19 protein-coding genes are annotated in these 16,849 nt (G+C 39.6%); 9 read left to right on the top strand and 10 right to left on the bottom strand.

What is annotated here, in order from left to right:
- Positions 1-10: 10 nt before the first annotated feature.
- A complete protein-coding gene (recX, locus tag KC820_RS09920) occupies positions 11-832 on the bottom strand; it encodes a recombination regulator RecX (protein ID WP_212370633.1) in 822 nt (273 codons plus the stop codon).
- 66 nt (positions 833-898) lie between these two features.
- Here recX and KC820_RS09915 point away from each other — a divergent pair, with 66 nt between their 5' ends.
- From KC820_RS09915 to KC820_RS09890, 6 genes are all read left to right on the top strand, one after another.
- The gene (locus KC820_RS09915) at positions 899-1,795 is read left to right on the top strand and encodes a TIGR01777 family oxidoreductase (RefSeq protein WP_236782618.1); all 897 of its coding nucleotides are present in this window, start codon (positions 899-901) and stop codon (positions 1,793-1,795) included.
- A 251-nt stretch (positions 1,796-2,046) separates the two neighbouring features.
- The gene (locus tag KC820_RS09910) at positions 2,047-2,598 is read left to right on the top strand and encodes a GNAT family N-acetyltransferase (protein ID WP_212370630.1); all 552 of its coding nucleotides are present in this window, start codon (positions 2,047-2,049) and stop codon (positions 2,596-2,598) included.
- A 975-nt stretch (positions 2,599-3,573) separates the two neighbouring features.
- Complete coding sequence (locus tag KC820_RS09905) at positions 3,574-3,993, top strand: helix-turn-helix domain-containing protein (RefSeq protein WP_144162201.1); 420 nt, start codon at positions 3,574-3,576, stop codon at positions 3,991-3,993.
- A 436-nt stretch (positions 3,994-4,429) separates the two neighbouring features.
- Entirely contained in the window at positions 4,430-4,645 is a 216-nt protein-coding gene (locus KC820_RS09900) for a PLD nuclease N-terminal domain-containing protein (protein WP_236782614.1), read from the top strand.
- A gap of 3 nt (positions 4,646-4,648) precedes the next feature.
- A complete protein-coding gene (locus KC820_RS09895; RefSeq protein WP_212370629.1) occupies positions 4,649-5,557 on the top strand; it encodes an ABC transporter ATP-binding protein in 909 nt (302 codons plus the stop codon).
- Positions 5,557-6,330 (top strand): ABC transporter permease, encoded by a 774-nt coding sequence (locus tag KC820_RS09890; protein ID WP_212370628.1) that lies wholly within the window; start codon positions 5,557-5,559, stop codon positions 6,328-6,330. The genes KC820_RS09895 and KC820_RS09890 overlap by 1 nt, the downstream gene beginning before the upstream one ends.
- 273 nt (positions 6,331-6,603) lie before the next feature.
- Here the strand turns inward: KC820_RS09890 and KC820_RS09885 are convergent, their stop codons facing one another.
- From KC820_RS09885 to KC820_RS09855, 7 genes are all read right to left on the bottom strand, one after another.
- The gene (locus KC820_RS09885; RefSeq protein ID WP_212370627.1) at positions 6,604-7,173 is read right to left on the bottom strand and encodes a type 4a pilus biogenesis protein PilO; all 570 of its coding nucleotides are present in this window, start codon (positions 7,171-7,173) and stop codon (positions 6,604-6,606) included.
- Positions 7,170-7,703, bottom strand: coding sequence for a PilN domain-containing protein (locus KC820_RS09880; RefSeq protein WP_212370626.1), 534 nt, complete (start codon positions 7,701-7,703; stop codon positions 7,170-7,172). Before KC820_RS09880 ends, KC820_RS09885 begins: the two co-directional genes overlap by 4 nt.
- Positions 7,704-8,681, bottom strand: a complete 978-nt coding sequence (pilM, locus tag KC820_RS09875; RefSeq protein ID WP_212370625.1) for a type IV pilus biogenesis protein PilM — start codon at positions 8,679-8,681, stop codon at positions 7,704-7,706.
- Positions 8,682-8,692: 11 nt separating this feature from the next.
- The gene (locus KC820_RS09870; protein ID WP_212370624.1) at positions 8,693-9,451 is read right to left on the bottom strand and encodes a prepilin peptidase; all 759 of its coding nucleotides are present in this window, start codon (positions 9,449-9,451) and stop codon (positions 8,693-8,695) included.
- Positions 9,452-9,741: 290 nt separating this feature from the next.
- Positions 9,742-10,176, bottom strand: coding sequence for a prepilin-type N-terminal cleavage/methylation domain-containing protein (locus tag KC820_RS09865; RefSeq protein ID WP_212370623.1), 435 nt, complete (start codon positions 10,174-10,176; stop codon positions 9,742-9,744).
- Positions 10,177-10,261: 85 nt separating this feature from the next.
- Entirely contained in the window at positions 10,262-11,470 is a 1,209-nt protein-coding gene (locus KC820_RS09860) for a type II secretion system F family protein (protein ID WP_144162169.1), read from the bottom strand.
- Between the two features lie 15 nt (positions 11,471-11,485).
- A complete protein-coding gene (locus tag KC820_RS09855; RefSeq protein ID WP_212370621.1) occupies positions 11,486-13,144 on the bottom strand; it encodes a GspE/PulE family protein in 1,659 nt (552 codons plus the stop codon).
- 145 nt (positions 13,145-13,289) lie between these two features.
- On the opposite strand from KC820_RS09855, the gene KC820_RS09850 reads away from it, so the two are divergent.
- From KC820_RS09850 to KC820_RS09840, 3 genes are read left to right on the top strand one after another with little or no spacing between them, the layout of a single operon-like run.
- Positions 13,290-13,697 (top strand): type IV pilus modification PilV family protein, encoded by a 408-nt coding sequence (locus KC820_RS09850; protein WP_212370612.1) that lies wholly within the window; start codon positions 13,290-13,292, stop codon positions 13,695-13,697.
- On the top strand, positions 13,694-14,164 hold the full coding sequence (locus KC820_RS09845) for a PilW family protein (RefSeq protein ID WP_212370610.1): 471 nt from the start codon (positions 13,694-13,696) through the stop codon (positions 14,162-14,164). The genes KC820_RS09850 and KC820_RS09845 overlap by 4 nt, the downstream gene beginning before the upstream one ends.
- A 3-nt stretch (positions 14,165-14,167) precedes the next feature.
- The gene (locus KC820_RS09840) at positions 14,168-15,454 is read left to right on the top strand and encodes a hypothetical protein (RefSeq protein ID WP_212370607.1); all 1,287 of its coding nucleotides are present in this window, start codon (positions 14,168-14,170) and stop codon (positions 15,452-15,454) included.
- Between the two features lie 53 nt (positions 15,455-15,507).
- Here KC820_RS09840 and KC820_RS09835 read toward each other — a convergent pair whose 3' ends face one another.
- Both KC820_RS09835 and KC820_RS09830 read right to left on the bottom strand, forming a co-directional pair.
- A complete protein-coding gene (locus KC820_RS09835) occupies positions 15,508-16,377 on the bottom strand; it encodes a DNA-3-methyladenine glycosylase family protein (protein ID WP_212370605.1) in 870 nt (289 codons plus the stop codon).
- A gap of 137 nt (positions 16,378-16,514) precedes the next feature.
- Positions 16,515-16,841 carry a hypothetical protein gene (locus tag KC820_RS09830; RefSeq protein WP_212370603.1) on the bottom strand — a complete coding sequence of 109 codons (327 nt, stop codon included), beginning with the start codon at positions 16,839-16,841 and terminating at the stop codon, positions 16,515-16,517.
- Positions 16,842-16,849: the final 8 nt, after the last annotated feature.

Below are 16,849 nucleotides of genomic sequence, written 5' to 3'. Positions count from 1 at the left end.
CACTTCCTTTTTAGGATTCTACTTCTTCATTCATTTTTTCATCGATAAACTGTTCAATCAAATCGCCTTGAAAGCCTTTTTGATAAAGAGATGCTTTCACTTTCTGAATCAGCATGCCGCCTTCATGCTTACGTGCTTGTTTCATCCATATTTTCTCACCTTGATGGTAGAGAGCTTCTTTTTCTGCATCTTCGTCTTTTTCCAAATCGATTTCTTCGACTGCCATTTGGATAGCATCCATTTGGTACCCTTGCTGCAACATCGATTGCTTCGCTTTGTTCAATTGCGTACGGAATGACTCTCTATTGGAAGAACGAATCTTTTTCTGTAATAGTTTGGCTGCTTTTTCGACTTCTATTTCTTTTGAGTACTTTTCCATTGCATCGTCAATCGTAGCAGGCGAAATCTTTTTCTGCATCAATTCTTGTTTAATTTTATTTGGCCCTTTACTTGTTGTGTTTATTTTCGTTTGAACATATGCTTCACTAAAGGCTACATCATCAATCAATTTCTCACGAATTAATTTTTCCATCACAAAAGCGATTTCCTCTTCTGTCGCTTCCTTTTTCACTAAATAATCAACCATTTCAGACTCTGCTCGCATTCTGTAGCTTAAATAATTGATGGAAAGGGTATAGTATTGGTGGATTGCATCTTGTTTTTTGATTTCATCCATTTCGGACTGGGAAATTTCCATCCCTTTTCGAATGGCATGTCGGATTAGCAAGTCCTCATGAACGCCAAATCCGAAAGATTCTACTTCATTCGTTTTTATAAAAACATTATATCGGTTTTTATTCTTCTTTTGCGTTGTTATCCGACTGACGATCATATTGACACCTCATTTTAAATTACTTCCATTATAGTACACGATAGGAGGGACTTCCACTTGAGAATCATGATTGCTGGTGGTACCGGATTTGTCGGCAGACGATTAATTGATCACTTTCGTAATCCGGAAAATATGATTTTTGTGCTGACGCGTCACCCAGAAAAATATAAAGATGAACCTTATGTAAAATACATCGAATGGTTAACGCCTGATAGCCAACCAGAAATACCTATTCAGCAAGTTGATGTTTGTATCAATTTAGCTGGTGAATCACTAAACAGTGGTCGATGGACGGAAGAAAGAAAGCGTTCGATTTTGGAAAGTCGCATGACAACAACGAGAGAATTCATTCGCATTATGGATACATTGAAAACGAAGCCTGAAGTATATATTAACGCTTCAGCAATCGGTTATTACGGAACATCGACTGAAAAAATTTTTACAGAAAATACGATTGTAGCTGGACGCGACTTTTTGGCGGAAGTTTGTGATGTTTGGGAAGCTGAGGCCCAGGCAGCCGAAGCACTTGGCATTCGAACCGTGCTCACAAGATTTGGACTGATTCTTGATCGAAACAACGGTGTACTTCCATTATTCGCATTACCTTATCAAATGATGGTTGGCGGAAAAGTAGGTTCTGGAGAACAATGGATGTCATGGATTCATATTCAGGACGTCGTACTGGCAATCGAGTGGATTATTCAAAATAAAGCCGTATCAGGGCCTGTTAATTTTACGGCACCTAAACCGAAACGAAATAAAGATTTCGGCAAAGAATTGGCCGAGACATTGAATCGTCCAACATGGCTATCCATCCCTTCCACCCCTGTTCGTGTCGCATTAGGAGATATGAGTGATTTAATTTTGAAAGGGCAATATGTTCTGCCAAGAAAGCTGCAGGATAGTGGTTATTCGTTTAAATATCGTTCACTAGATCGCGCACTTGATAATATTTATAGATGAGTTTGTTTCTCATAAAAAAATTGCTTTTTCGACATAAAAAACGATTGGCAAATGGCCAAAAAAAGTGTATGATTTTTTTAGAGAAATAGGGAAGGCAAATGGTGCGCCACCGCTTAGTATATTGCGGTTCTAGTGGGTTCGATTCCCACCCCGAATTTTTGTTGTAGCAGATAAAAATTCGAGGGTGAAACGAACGCCACACGTGGGCCGTTTTTCTTTAACACCCTCATAAAAATGGAGGGTGTTTTATTATGCTTAAAAAACGTGAGCCACAAGACGCACACATTCTCTTCCCCCTATTGAATGATCAAGCGGTAAAACCGTATGTCCGCGAAAAAGCTGATTCATTAGAAGCCTATTATTTCCTGATGAACCGGTTTGCCCAGCAAGAAGATAACGGCGAGTTAATATCAAGAACAATTTTGGATGATTGGAGTAGCCCGATCGGTGCGATTACTTTATATGATATTGAGGATCGCGCTGGATTTTTGGCCACATGGCTAGGAAAACCTTTTTTCGGAAAAGGCTATAATCAATACGCCAAGGAACAATTTTTATATGAACTGTTCGTCGAGCACGACATCGACCTAGTATTTTTGAAAGTTAATCAATTGAATGCCCGGTCCATCGCAGCCATGAATAAAATACCATACGCCGTTATTGCCAATGACACTTTTCCACACGTTTATGAAAAGATCAACCAGGGGAATAAACGTTACAAACTGTACGCCATTCATAAAGAGGCCTATCTATTGTTTATGAACGAGCGAGAACAACTTGTTGTGGATGAGTTGGAGGCTTAAGTAAATGACCTGGCACGTACTTATTGACGTATATATGTAGGGTGGGCGCATATTTTATAGAATGGGGTGCATATTTCGTCGGTTTGGGAGTATATCCTTTTGACTTGGGAGCATATCCCATTGGTTTAGGTGCATATCCCGCCGACTTGGCTGCATATCTCTCGAGTTTTGGCGCATATCCTTTTAACTTGGGAGCATATCTCACCAGTTTAGACACATATCCCACCGGGCTGGGCATGTACTTTCAATTGGGTGCATATCTCATCGATATGAGCGCATATCTTACCAGTTAGGGAGCATATCCTTTTGAGTTGGGAGCATATCTCACCGGTTTGAGTGTATATAATTTTGATTAAGCTAATATACCATCAGTTTGGGCATATCTTTGCGACTGGGCTCATATCTCGCTGACTTGGGTGTATATCCTGCCGACTTGGGAGCATATCCCATCGGGTTGGGCACATATCCTTCCAATTTGGGTTCATATCACACCGGCTTGGCCGTATATCCCGCTGACTTAGGTGCATATCTTAATCTTTTAGTTGTATAAATCAGTCCATCGGTATTCTGAAATGATTTTCTGATCAAAAACAACTAAGTTATCCACAACTGTCCACAAATTGTGAGTAACTCTGTGAATGCCTGTTTTTTCAACTCCTTTTATTCACAAGAACATACGCTCTTGCTTATGGATAATGTGAATAAGTCTGTTAATAGCTAAATAAATCCCATTTCTATTGTGGATAACCTGTATATAGAGTCATTGACGGAACAACCAATCAGTGGCTCTTTTTTCATGACTTTTTGTTCTTATTTAGAACAATTTCTCCATTGTGAAGAATAAGAACACGAACTGCCTCCCTTTCCGTTTTTTTTAGTGATAGCATGATGAGATATAACGTATGTTTCCAGTATCCTGGTTGCTTGATCAAGCGGTTGTTACCGTTACTTCTTAAACGGAAAGCGTGTGTGTAAATGCCATTCAATTTAGCAGCAAATATCCGATATTTTCGCGAACAGAATAACTGGACACAACAATATGTCGCAGACGCTCTGAATGTCTCTCGTTCAATGATTGCCAAATGGGAAAACCAATCAGCGCAGCCCGACTTACATATGTTAATCAAGCTAAGTGAACTTTTCGAAATTTCCCTTGATCAACTCATTGGACGATCAATCACGAAAGAACACGTTCTTCGGGAAATTGAACGCATTTATTCATTGGAAGAAGAAGTTTCACAACAAGATGAAAACATTATCCAACTCATAGATTTCATCATACGCAACAAACAATTCAACGAACGGTTTCGCGAGCTTGCTAGAATGCCTGTAAAAAAGCAACGCATCGTATTGAACATGCTTGAAAAATTAATATCTGATTTAAATAAAATATAAGTTATGAATAGAGGAATGATAGTCGATACTAGTATTGGCTATCTTTTTTTATGTTAAATATTACATTAAAAGTTCAATAGAATGACTTGAAACCTTTTTGAATGATTAACCGTACGTATATTATAGCGGTTCAGTCCGTTGCTTGAGTGAAGGTGTTGGTTTGCATGAGCGGTGATGTGCTTTTTTTGAACAGTCTGCGCATATTTTGAACGGTCAACATGCTTCTTTGAACAGTCTGCTTAATTCTTTGAACGGTCAACATGCTTCTTTGAACAGTCTGCGTAATTCTTTGAACGGTCAACACGCAGCTTTGAACAGTCTGCGCAATTCTTTGAACGGTCAACACGCAGCTTTGAACAGTCTGCGCAATTCTTTGAACAGTTTTCACTCACCAAGCCATGCAGTTTAGAGAATTATAGAATCTATCAGCAAAAGGATGGGAGATCAAATGGAAGGGTTAAAAATTATTCAAGAGAATTTAGCAATTCTTGCACCGTTATTTATACTGCAATTAATTTTAATGGTCATTGCGTTAATTGATTTGGCTAAAAATGATGAGCCGAAAGGACCGAAGTGGGTTTGGGCTCTCGTCATTATTTTCATTAATATTGTCGGTCCAATCGTTTATTTTATCGCTGGAAAGAGGAGATAAAAAATGGAATTAGTCTCAGTGAAAGATTTAACGAAAACGTATTCGAAGCACAATGTCGTGGACCATGTTAGTTTTGATCTTCATCCGGGTAAGTGTGTCGCATTGCTTGGACCGAACGGTGCTGGAAAAACAACGACATTGCGTATGTTAGCCGGGTTCATTCAACCGACCAGTGGTACAATTTCATTTAATGAAGATACGCTTTCAAAGGATTTCCGTAAATATGTCGGTTATTTACCACAACATCCAAGCTTTTATCCGTGGATTTCCGGTGAGGAATTTTTACACTATGCTGGTCAACTTGCTGGTTTGACTAAACATGAAGTCTCTGACAGGTCAGAGAAACTTTTGCAGCTAGTACACTTAACAGATGCTGGCAAAAAACGAATCGGAAAATATTCTGGGGGAATGAAGCAGCGACTCGGGATTGCTCAAGCATTGATCCATCAACCAAAACTAATCATGCTTGATGAACCGGTTTCGTCCCTTGACCCGATTGGCCGAAGAGAAGTTTTGAATCTAATCCGTGAATTGAAAAAAGATGCAACTGTTTTATTTTCCACTCATATTTTAAATGATGCTGAAGAAGTGAGCGAAGAGATTCTTCTTATGAATGATGGAAAATTAATCGAACAAGGACCGATTTCAGAGATTCGTGGCATGCAACAGACAGTTACAATCCGTCTTGCCTTTGAAAAAGAACCTAAGTTCATTCATGAAAAATTAAAAGAAATTGATTCCGTGTACCAAGTGACTGAGCAAAACGGGACTTTTGATGTTTCAGTACATGATTTAAATGCTGCTCGAGATACGATTTTCAGTCGTGTTCAAGAAGAGGGTTGGGAACTTTCATTGTTTGAGATTACTTCAGGGACATTGGAAGATATCTTTATGAAGGCGGTGAATAAATAATGCAATGGACCGTCATTCTGAAAAAAGAACTCACCGAAAACTGGCGAAATTTCAAGTGGCTCTGGGTGCCGATTGTGTTTATCCTTATCTCTATTATGGATCTTATTTCTACTTATTATATGCCAATCATCATCGAATCTGCCGGTGGACTACCGGATGGCACCGTCATCGACATACCAATGCCAAGTCCGTCCGAAGCGATGTTGATGAGTTTTTCCCAGCTAAATATGATAGGAATTTTAATACTGACCGTCATTTCGATGGGGACCATTTCCGGTGAAATCAAAAGCGGCGTATATGAACTGATCCTCGCCAAGCCAGTAAAGTATACGAATTATGTCACAGGAAAGTTCTTCTCCTACTGGTTACTTATGATGGTTTCGCTTTTACTCGGTCTACTCGCAAGCTGGTATTATACGAATCTTCTTTTCGGAGAATTAGCGCTTAGCCAAATGTTCATTGCTGCTTTGTTTTATGCATGCTGGTTAACCTTGGTCATCGCTATCGTCATTCTTTATAATACTTGGTTCAAATCACCCGGATTGATTGCTTTCTTATCGATCATTACAGTCATCATTTTGACAGTCATGACGAACATTTTTGGCCACGTACTTGGGTGGAGCCCGGCTAAAATAACGGAATATATTTCCATCTACTTGCACACAGGCGATTTGGATATCGAAATCTGGTTCAGTGCAATCGTTGCATTATTGCTTAGTTTGGCCTGTATACTATTCGCCATCGTATCTTTACGAAATCGAGCAATTGATTAAAAGAACGGCTTTTTGAAATTAACACTGAAGAAACCGAATTTAACACTGAAGCTTGATCCATTAACACTGAAGAAAACCGATTTAACACTGAAGCTTGCTCTATTAACACTGAAGAAATCGAATTTAATGCTGAAGCTTACTATATAAACACTGAAGTTCAACAAGGTTCAGGATAACTCCACTCGTCGTTATTGGCGTCTACGTGAGATCATATCTTCACCAAAGTTTAGAAGCACAAAAAAAGCTGAGAAATCGATTACCATAATCGACTGCTCAGCTTTCTTCTTGTCCCTCTTCCCCATTCACGAGTTCACCTGTTCCATAGATGATGACGCCAGCCTGGAAGCTAATTTCTTCAGCGTCCTGCTCTTGATAAGTCAATCGGCTTACTTGAATGATTCGTTCTTCGGATTCCAATTGTTGAATGAATCGTTCAATGGCACGTATCGAATTGGCTTGTCCATTCAATGTCACGGTCTGCTGGATGATTTCTTGATCTTCGGATACGGCTGCTGGTTCTTCAAAAAGGTACTCTTCAATTGAAAGACGCTCCCCGTTTGCTGCGCGTTCGACCGTTTGTACAAATCCTTTTTCATTCAATCCCTCTGGCAATTGAACGAGTAAATCATCAATCGTAATTGCTTCCATATCTTCTTGCTTATTCTTTGCTTGCTTAAGCGCTTCTTCTCGCTGTTCTTCAATCTTCAGTTTTTCATTCGCACGGTTTAATTCGTCCGCTTGACTACTATAATAAAAAAAGTAAAATGCCGTCCCACCTACAATGAGTAGGGCCATCCAAATGAGAATGATTTTGATTTGACTTGGCTGAAGCTTTATTTTCATGACGATTCACCTGCTTCAATTTGCATCGTATAAATCGCGGAGTAATGATCTTCTTCTGGGATTGCCAAAATGGAGTGTAGTAACACATCATTCACGCCTTGAACCGCTCTCAATTGATTCAAGTATTGTGTCGCTTGATGGCTCGTACGTACGTTTACTGAGACTTCAATAGAGTTCTCAATGTACGTAAACTGTTCAATCGCTCCTGAACTTGGCAATTGATTGGAAATTTCCTGAATGGATGAGCTAACCTTCGGATGTAACGGCAAAACTTGATCGATATAGTTTTTCCGTTGCTGAAGTTCGCTATCATTCACCGGTCCTTCAACTTGTTCCATCAAAGCATGGTTAAGTTGCTCCTGTTGCTGAATACGGTTTTCGACTGAGCTTATTTCACTTCCTTGTTGCCAGGCGAGTAAAAAACAGATGGCAACCGCTAATACAGTCGTTATCGTCAATAACGCACCAACGAGAAAAGATCCTTGATTTTTCGGTTCTTTTTTACGTAATAGATTAATTTCGGCTGCCATCTATATCCCTGCTCTCATTGCTAGCCCTAGTGCCTGATGAAAACGCTGTTCGACCTTCAAACCCTTTGGTCCGGAAAAATGGTCTACATCCAATTCAATCACCGGGATCTCATAGAGCTCTTCTAATTGACTGCGAATCTCGTCTAAAAACGGTGTGTCACCAACCAATGCCAATTTCGTAAATTGCTTATTCCCATCGTTCATGGAATATTGAAAGAAACGTTGAATTCGTTCAATCTCCGTGTTGATTTCACTGAATTGTTCCATTACCTCTTGGCGGCTAAAATCCTCTTTATGCAATGTTGGTCCATAACTTTGTGGATCCGTCGTATCATCGAATAACGAAAACTGTTGGATAAAAATTGGATTCCCATCTTCTATTGCAGCGAAAACGACATTTTCTACATGGTATTGGATTAACAATAACTCATCCGACGATTCAAGAAGTTGCTGTTCCTCGAAAAGACGATAATAATTCAACGGTGAAATATCGATCGAAACAAGCTTTAAACCTACCTCTTGAAAACAAGTAGAATAGTCATGGACAAGTTCTTCATCTGTTGAAATCATGACAATTTCCTTTTCATCCGTGGTGTCTTCTTCATTGTTTGTCCCTAAAGAAAGAATTTCAATCACCGGTTGGTCAAACGGCAAATGAATCGACTCGCCTAACGCAAAGGTTACGTATTGCTGAATTTCATCCTCAGCAACCGTCGAAGGAATAGACTGTTTTCGAATAATAACCGCTGCATCAGGCATCGTCATTCTGATCTGTTTACGTTTCAAGCGCCATTTTTTGGCCAGCATGCGAATAATTTTTAAAAACTCATCTCGGTCTTCAATCATTCCATTCGAAATAATTCCACGCGAAATATAATGCTCGCCGAATTTCACGATGGTTCTTGTTTCTGCATTCCATTCAACGAATCGAATCACATAGTCTTTAATTTCCAAGTTGATGAATAGATTGTTTTTCATGTTTTCACCTTTTAGTAGAAGAATGTTGTAACATACCACTCAATCATCGAATCGCCATAAAAATAGGCCAATAAGGCACCGAGTGCAATAAACGGACCAAACGCAAAAGGTATTCCTCGCTTGATCTTCCCAAGTAGCATTAATATCAAGCCAACGATCGTACCGAGAAATGCGGCCAATAGTAAAGATAGAATCGTATTTTGATAACCGAGCGCGAGACCAAGGACCGCATATAACTTAATGTCGCCGCCACCCATGCCACCACGACTGATGACTGCAAGAATAAGTAATAATAAGAACCCTACCACTGCACCAAGGTAGGCATCATACCAAGGATCGGTTGGAATGAGTATGCGTGATACACCAATTAACAAAAAGAAAAAAATGAGCACTCGATCGGGAATTAATTGTGTATGTATGTCAGAGATTGAAATGATGATTAATAAACTGATTAAACTCCAAGCGATTAATAGATTCCAATCAAATCCTACATGATAAAAGACAAATACAAATAATGCCGCTGTCAACGCTTCAAAAAATGGGTAAATCGGTGAAATTTTCGACCGACAGTTTCGGCACTTTCCACCAAGTGCGATATACGAAAAAACCGGGATGAGTTCAAGTGGTGTTAATCGGTGCTGACAATTCGGACAATGCGATGGCGGGCGTACGATTGACTCCCGATTTGGTATGCGCAAACCGACCACATTATAAAAAGATCCCAAGATTAACCCTAGGACTGCTATGTAAAGATAAATGCCTATGATCAAAAGCCATCATTCCTGACTAGGTTAATAAAAAAGACTGGGAAGGGGCATAAGTTTTTAACATTGTATAACACCCGTACAAGGATTAAGAAAGTTTAATGCTTGTACGGGTCTCACTCTACCGCTTCGTCAAAACACTCCGCTTTCCGCAGGCACGGCTTCAACTTCCAAAAACTCACTTTCGTTCGTTTTAGGTGATTTTCAGCTCGTGCTGTTCCTGCAGGAGTCTACGTATTTTGGCTACGCTAATCAATGTATTTACTTTCACTCATGTCACTTATTATTTTGTGTTCTTATTTAATAGTTACTGTTACATTGTCTGAGTTATCGTTAATATCATTTATCGTTGCTTCAGTAAAGTTCACACTAACATTTTCAATTTCACCAATACCAGAAATTGCTATCCCCGTTCCTGTGTCAACAAATGGTTTGTCTGAATCTTGTGAAGACCATGTAAACCCACTTCTGTCTTTTACATATTTGTCTTTTATATCACCATATTCGACCTCTGAAATATCTACGGTATTTGTTGTTGCATACAATTCTGCAGCGTTAATCATATTAATCGCTGAAGCCTTAACACTATTAGCTCTCGAATCATCAATCACCCCTGCAATCGCCGGCACAGCGATCAACGCGATAATCCCCAAAATAACGAGTACGGCTAGTAATTCAAGAAGTGTGACCCCTTTTGAATTGCTGACGCGCTTTCTTAAAATAGCTTGCATGAAATCCTCTCCCTTAAATAATTTAATTATATTCAAACATCGATAAGGTTATAGCGCGGTAGTTATCGATGTGATGAAAACTTAGTTAATTAATTTGATTAAACAGCTCAAACATCGGCATGATAATCGATAATATAATCGTTCCAACGACCACGGATAATGTGATAATCAATAATGGTTCCAATAATGATTTCAGTTGCTCGTTGGCTGTTTCCAAATCTTCTTCATAAAAGCTTGCGACTTGCTTTAACATTTCCGGCAATGAACCGGTTCGCTCACCGACGGCAATCATTTCGGTGAACATATATGGGAATGCCCAATGTTGTTTAAGTGGTTCGGCAAAAGAACCGCCTTGGATCAATGAATGTCTCGTTCGTACAAGGGCTTGTTTGAAAATACGGTTGCTCGTCGTGTTTTCGGTCAACTCCATTGCTTGGATGATTGGTACAGAATTTCCGAGTAAAGAACTCATTGAGCGGGCAATGGCTGCTAGATTTGATTTCACCAATATACTTCCAATCACTGGCAGCTTTAATAAGAACTTTTCCATCTTCATTCCTGTTTGTTCTTGTTGAAATAAGTAATAGACCAAGGAAATAATACCAACTGTTACTAGTAAAAGCAACCACCAAAAGTTGCCGACAAAATCACTCGCTCCAAGTACAAATTGTGTCACACCCGGTAACTCGGCTTCGTAGGAATTGAACATCGCGACAAATTGTGGAACGACATAGATTAACAGGAAGACAACGACGGCAATGGCGACGATGAGTACGGTGGCTGGATAGGCAAAGGTAGATTTCATTTTTTGACTCGTCTGGTGGTGTTTGTGATAGTAATCGGCCAATGCACTGAGTGTCGGTTCGAGCGAGCCACTCTCTTCCCCACTACGGATCATATTGCGGAAAAATTCCGAGAAAATCTTCGGGTGGTTTGCCATCGCTTGCGTCAATGACTTTCCTTGGCGCAAATCGATTTCGATATAATACAGCGCTTTGTGAAAATATTTATTTTTCGTTTGTTCTCTCAATAAATGAATGCCTTCTACAATGGTCAATCCCGCTTTCAATAACGCTTGGAATTGCCTTAGAAAAACAACGAATTCACGTGGTTTGACGATTTTTCCGAAATGAATATCTTTATTCCAGATCGTTTCTTTCATTTCATGAAGGGCTTCAATTTTATAGCCTTGATCCTTCAACATTTTTTGTGCTTGTTGTTTGTTGTAGGCTTCAAGCTTCCCCTTTTCAACGTTTCCTTCGATATCAAATACGGTGTACCGGAACGATGCCATGATCGATTCCCCCAATTATTCTTGAGCGACTCGGAAGACTTCCTCGGTCGTCGTAAGTCCTTGTTTTACTTTATGCAAGCCATCCTCGAACAAATAGGTAAACCCTTTCTCTCTCGCTAATTGTTCAATTTCAACGGATGTTTTTTCATTTAAAATCGCTTCACGGATCTCGTCATCAATGTATAACACTTCATGGATCGCTGTTCTTCCTCGATAGCCTGTCTGGTTACATGATGGGCAGCCGGCACCTCGTTTAATTGAATCGATTTCTATGTTGTATCGGTTAAAAATGGCTTTTTCGCGAACAGTTGGCTCAACGACTCGAACGCATTCCCGGCAAACGGTTCGTACTAAACGCTGTGCAACGACACCATTTATGGAAGATCCAATCAAAAATTGCTCGACACCGATGTTTTTCAATCGGTCGATCGCTCCAATCGAATCATTTGTATGAAGCGTACTAAGGACTAAGTGTCCTGTAATTGACGCTCGAACTGCCATGTTTGCCGTTTCTTGGTCACGAATTTCACCGAGCATGATAATATCCGGATCTTGTCGGAGGATCGCCCGCAAACCATTCGCAAACGTTAGATCAACTTTCGGATTGACTTGAATTTGATTAATGCCATCCAATTGATACTCTACCGGGTCCTCGACAGTGATGATGTTGATCGATTCATCGTTTAACCGAGTTAGTGCGGCATACATGGTTGATGTTTTTCCAGAGCCGGTTGGTCCAGTCAATAGCACAATGCCAAAAGGTTCTTCAATCATCTTGATGAACTTCTCGTAATTTTTTTCAGAGAAGCCGAGTTCTTCCAAATTGTTTGAAGTAGCTGCGGTATCAAGCACCCGAATAACGACTTTTTCACCAAAAATGGTTGGTAAAGTACTGACACGAAAGTCGACCTTTCTTCCTTCAATCTTCATTTTGATCCGTCCGTCTTGTGGGATCTTTTGTTCAGTGATATCAAGCCCAGCCAAAATTTTCACCCGAGTGATCATCGACGCTTGTACACCTTTAGAAAATGTTTGCTCTGTCCTTAACGCTCCATCAATACGAAGCCGGATGAGCACTTTCATTTCTTGGGGATCAATATGAATATCACTCGCCTTTTGGACAACGGCTTGCTGGAAAAGCTGGTTCAAAATTTTTACGATTGGCGAACTGGCTTCTTCCATCGTTAAATCATGAACCGCTTCTTCTCGAAATTGCTCTTCCAGTTCTTCGGTGAAATCCTCTTGTTCATAAAGTGTTAAAATCGCTTGTCGTATTTCATCTTTGACGACAATCACAGGCTCGACTTCAAATCCAGTCATTAACCGGACATCGTTGAGTGTAAAATAATCCAATGGATCGGAAATCGCCAGAAAGAGTTTGTTTTTTTCACGCTTCAATGGAACAATATTTTTTTCCTGGACATACTCTTTTGGAATCAACTTCAATAATGTCTGATCGAAAGGATAATTGTGTAAACGAATATGCGGATAACCCAGCTGCTCTTCCAACAATTCAGCAACTTGAACATCTGTGATTAAGTTTTGCTCAGTCAAATAGTCTCCGAGTTTTTGACTGGAGTCTTTCTTTTCAAGCGCTTCATTCAATTGTTCTTCGGAAATCAACCCAGCTTGAACGAGTAATTCCCCGAGTCGAAGCTTCGTTTTCTTGACCACTTGTCATTCCCCTTAAATTGTCATCTTTTATGTGACTTTTAGAGCTATATCTAGTAGTTTTATATTATATTACACTTTATAATTACATTATACTAAAGTACTATGATTAAATCGAGGTTATTTGCCTATGAAAAAATATTTTTCTTTGAATAGTAGAGGTTTCACACTTGTTGAGATACTCGGAGCAATCACGATATTATCTATCGTTTTACTGGGTCTTTTTACCTTGTTTCCGCAATCGGCAAACCTGCAAAATATTAATGAAGACAAATTAACCGCAACCAATCTAAGCAATATTGTGCTAGAAGATCTGCGTAATCTTGATGCGGATGAGTTATCAGCCGGTACATATGAACGATTTAATACGAGTGATTTCTTGGAGATTTCCTCTGTTCAAAACAATGGTCAATTTATCAAACACCCTGAATTTTCGTTAAAAATTGAACTTCGAGAATCAGATGACGAAGATATTCTACGGGGTATCATTAAAATTTTGGATAAAGACAATGAAGAAATTATGCGGACTTATTATTTATTCGAGGTGTCTTCATGAAAAATCAAAAAGGAATCACGTTAGTTGAGCTGCTTGCTGGATTGGTTTTGTTTTTTCTAGTGAGCACACTAATTTTTTCAATTGCCACACAAGCGATTGAAAACTATCGTCAAACAGAAACGCGTTCGATCGCCCAACAGGAGGCCAATTTATTTATTAATCATTTAATTTCCGTACACCGGACAGCTGATTTTTACACACTGACACGGAATGATGATTCTTCCTATTTGGTTACAAGGAATGGCGAAGATTCTTTCACGATTAGTACAACACCTTACCGAATAGATGTTTCACTTAATCATACAGCCTTACAACAAGGTGAATCAATTCAAATTAATTTATCAACGCAACAATCCGTTCCTCTTCAAGTAACAGTTGTTCCATTAAACGATCAGCGTTTCAAAACGTTTTCAATCGATACACAACTATACCGGATCTCACCTAACTCAGATTCAAGGGATGAATAAAGGATGATCAATTTGAAAAAGAGCCGTCACTTCACAAAAATTGTATCCAACAACAATGGCGCTGCTTTATTGATGGTGCTTATTGTCATATCGCTCATCATGTTTTTTTCCACTGTGATTATGAATTCGATATTGTCGCAGGGAAAGCAAAATCAAATCGTCGCGGAAGACTACCGAGCGGTTCATTTGGCTGAGCTCGGTACGGACTTTACGCAATTGAAGCTCGCTGAATATGTTGATGATGAAGATTTTGAATCCTCTAATGAGACGTTTTACTTCCATGATTTATTTAACATGCTGAATGAGGAAGCAAAGGATTTTACTGTTGATGAAGATTTCCCTGAACGCAAATTTATGATATCTAAAGATGATCGGAAAAAATCAAGCTATGAAATGACCGATGACGGTGCAAATGTGTTCCTCAAAGTGACCGGCGTAGATGATGAAACTGAGAAAGACATATATGTAACTTATCGTTTACGATTTGCGACAAGCGGTGGATCACTCGATGATGTTGATGATTGGGATTCGGTTAGTGACGAATTTCCACCACCGCCGGAAAATCCGGATCATAATTGTACAAGTGGTTTGAACGACTGTGATGCTGAGGAAGGCGAAACGGTTTATATTGGTGAAGGCGAAACAGAAATAAAAAACAATGAACTGACAACAGGTGACTTTTATTCGGATGGAAAAATTAGTGTTAGTGCAAATGCTAAATTAACAATTCTTGGTTCTGGTGTCTTTAATGGAATGTATATTAATCCAAGCAAACATACAGAAGTATTGATTCGTGATCACGCGTATTTCAATTCGCAATTAGTTTTAAAGTCCAATAAACACGGAATGTTCAACGCTTGTGGAAGTGCCCGTTTCAAACAAGGATTCAATTATGGTGGCCAGTTTGGTGTCAGGCAACATCTTATTTCTGATGAACCTGCTTATTTTGATAAAGTCACTGTCTCAATTGGCGGAGATGCGTTATTTAAAAAAGGATTATTCTTTAATCATCACAAACATGGGGTACTACAAGTTGGTGGTGACATAACGATTTACGTTAATCAAAACCCCGATGAATATTTTAAAAACATCTCTAACCACCTTCATGTAGTAGGTGACTTAACGATTCATGGCAGTGGCAAAACAATTGTGAATCCTTCTGGAGATTATAAAGTTGACCAACTGAATAATCCGTCCTTCGCTAATGTCTGTGCCGATTATCCACTACCAGAAACGGGTGGCAGTGGTGATGGTGATACAGGGGCGGATTTAGTGGATGGAGAGTATTAATAGTCATCGCCTAACCAGCTAAAAAAAAGCGGGGTATTCACCCGCTTTTTTCTTTACTCTATACTTCTCCAAAGTGTAATTGCCGCATAGCTTCGATACGGCGCCCAATCTTCAGCTTTTTCTTCAATATAATCCTTCAGTGGCTTTGTTTCCATTTTCCAAAGTCGCTTCAAAGCGTTCTGTATTCCAATATCCGCTCCAGGCAGTAAATCGTCGCGGCCTAATCCGAATAGTAGCCAGCTTTGCACGGTCCAAGGACCAATGCCTCGAATAGCTCCTAATTTTTTGAACACTTCTTCATTCGTTAACCGGCTAACTTCTCTCAAATTAAGCTCGCCGTTTGCAATCATTCGTGATGTGTCGATGACATACTCAGCTTTCCGCTGACTGAATTGAAGTTGTTTCAAATCTTCATAGTCCAATTTCGCAACTTCTTCTGGTGTCGGATAGAACCAAGCTCCGTCGACTTCTTTTCCGTACGCTTTCACAAACCGTGAAGTCAATTCATATGAAAACCGCAAATTAAGTTGTTGATGAATTAATGTTTTCATTAGTGAACCATATAAATCAAAGTCACGCACAATCGGCGTGCCTGGGTATGTGAAGAATAGCAGTGATAAATCAGTTCCTTGGAAATAATCATGAATTTCTTGTAGGTCTTTATCCCACTGAAATATATTTCGGATGTGCTCAAAAATGACATCTTGTTGTTCGTCATGATCAGACATGACAGAAAAAACAGGTTTTTCAATTGTTCCCTCTGCTTTCACCCGAACAACGCATTGATCATCTGCAGTTAATTTTAAAGGTACATCGACGTATCGTTCTTTTTTATTTACATGAATTAACGGGTCTAATGATAACCGCTTCAAGGCGTAATCAAAATCATACATTCCCGGGGCATGATAATATTCTTTCCACATTCATTTTCTCTCCCTTTTCAAACTAACCTTTAGTTTACATGGTTAACAGCTGGCTGACAAAAGATTGATATACTTCACCAGGAGAGGCAGGAACTTTGAAAAAAGTGAGGAGACACAATTTACTCCACATTTACTGTTCATGAATGTGTGCGAACTGTTGATAAAGCTACGTTGATTGTTGATACATGCTGGCTGACTGTTGATAGGTGCTGGCTAACTGTCGATAGAGCTGGGCTGACTGTTGATAAACACTCGCTAACTGTTGATAAGCACTGGCTAACTGTCGATAGAGCTGGGCTGACTGTTGATAAGCGCCCGATAACTGTCGATAAAGCTCCCCTGACTGTTGATAAGCGCCCGATAACTGTCGATAAAGCTCCCCTGACTGTTGATAAACGCCCGATAACTGTCGATAAAGCTCCCCTGACTGTTGATAAGCGCTCGCTAACTGTCGATAAACCCACTCATCTTA

The sequence above is a fragment of the Allobacillus saliphilus genome (genome assembly GCF_018138385.1).
Classification (GTDB): domain Bacteria; phylum Bacillota; class Bacilli; order Bacillales; family Alkalibacillaceae; genus Allobacillus; species Allobacillus saliphilus.
Note: the sequence above shows the minus strand (reverse complement) of the source record. Positions and strands in the feature narration are given on the sequence as shown.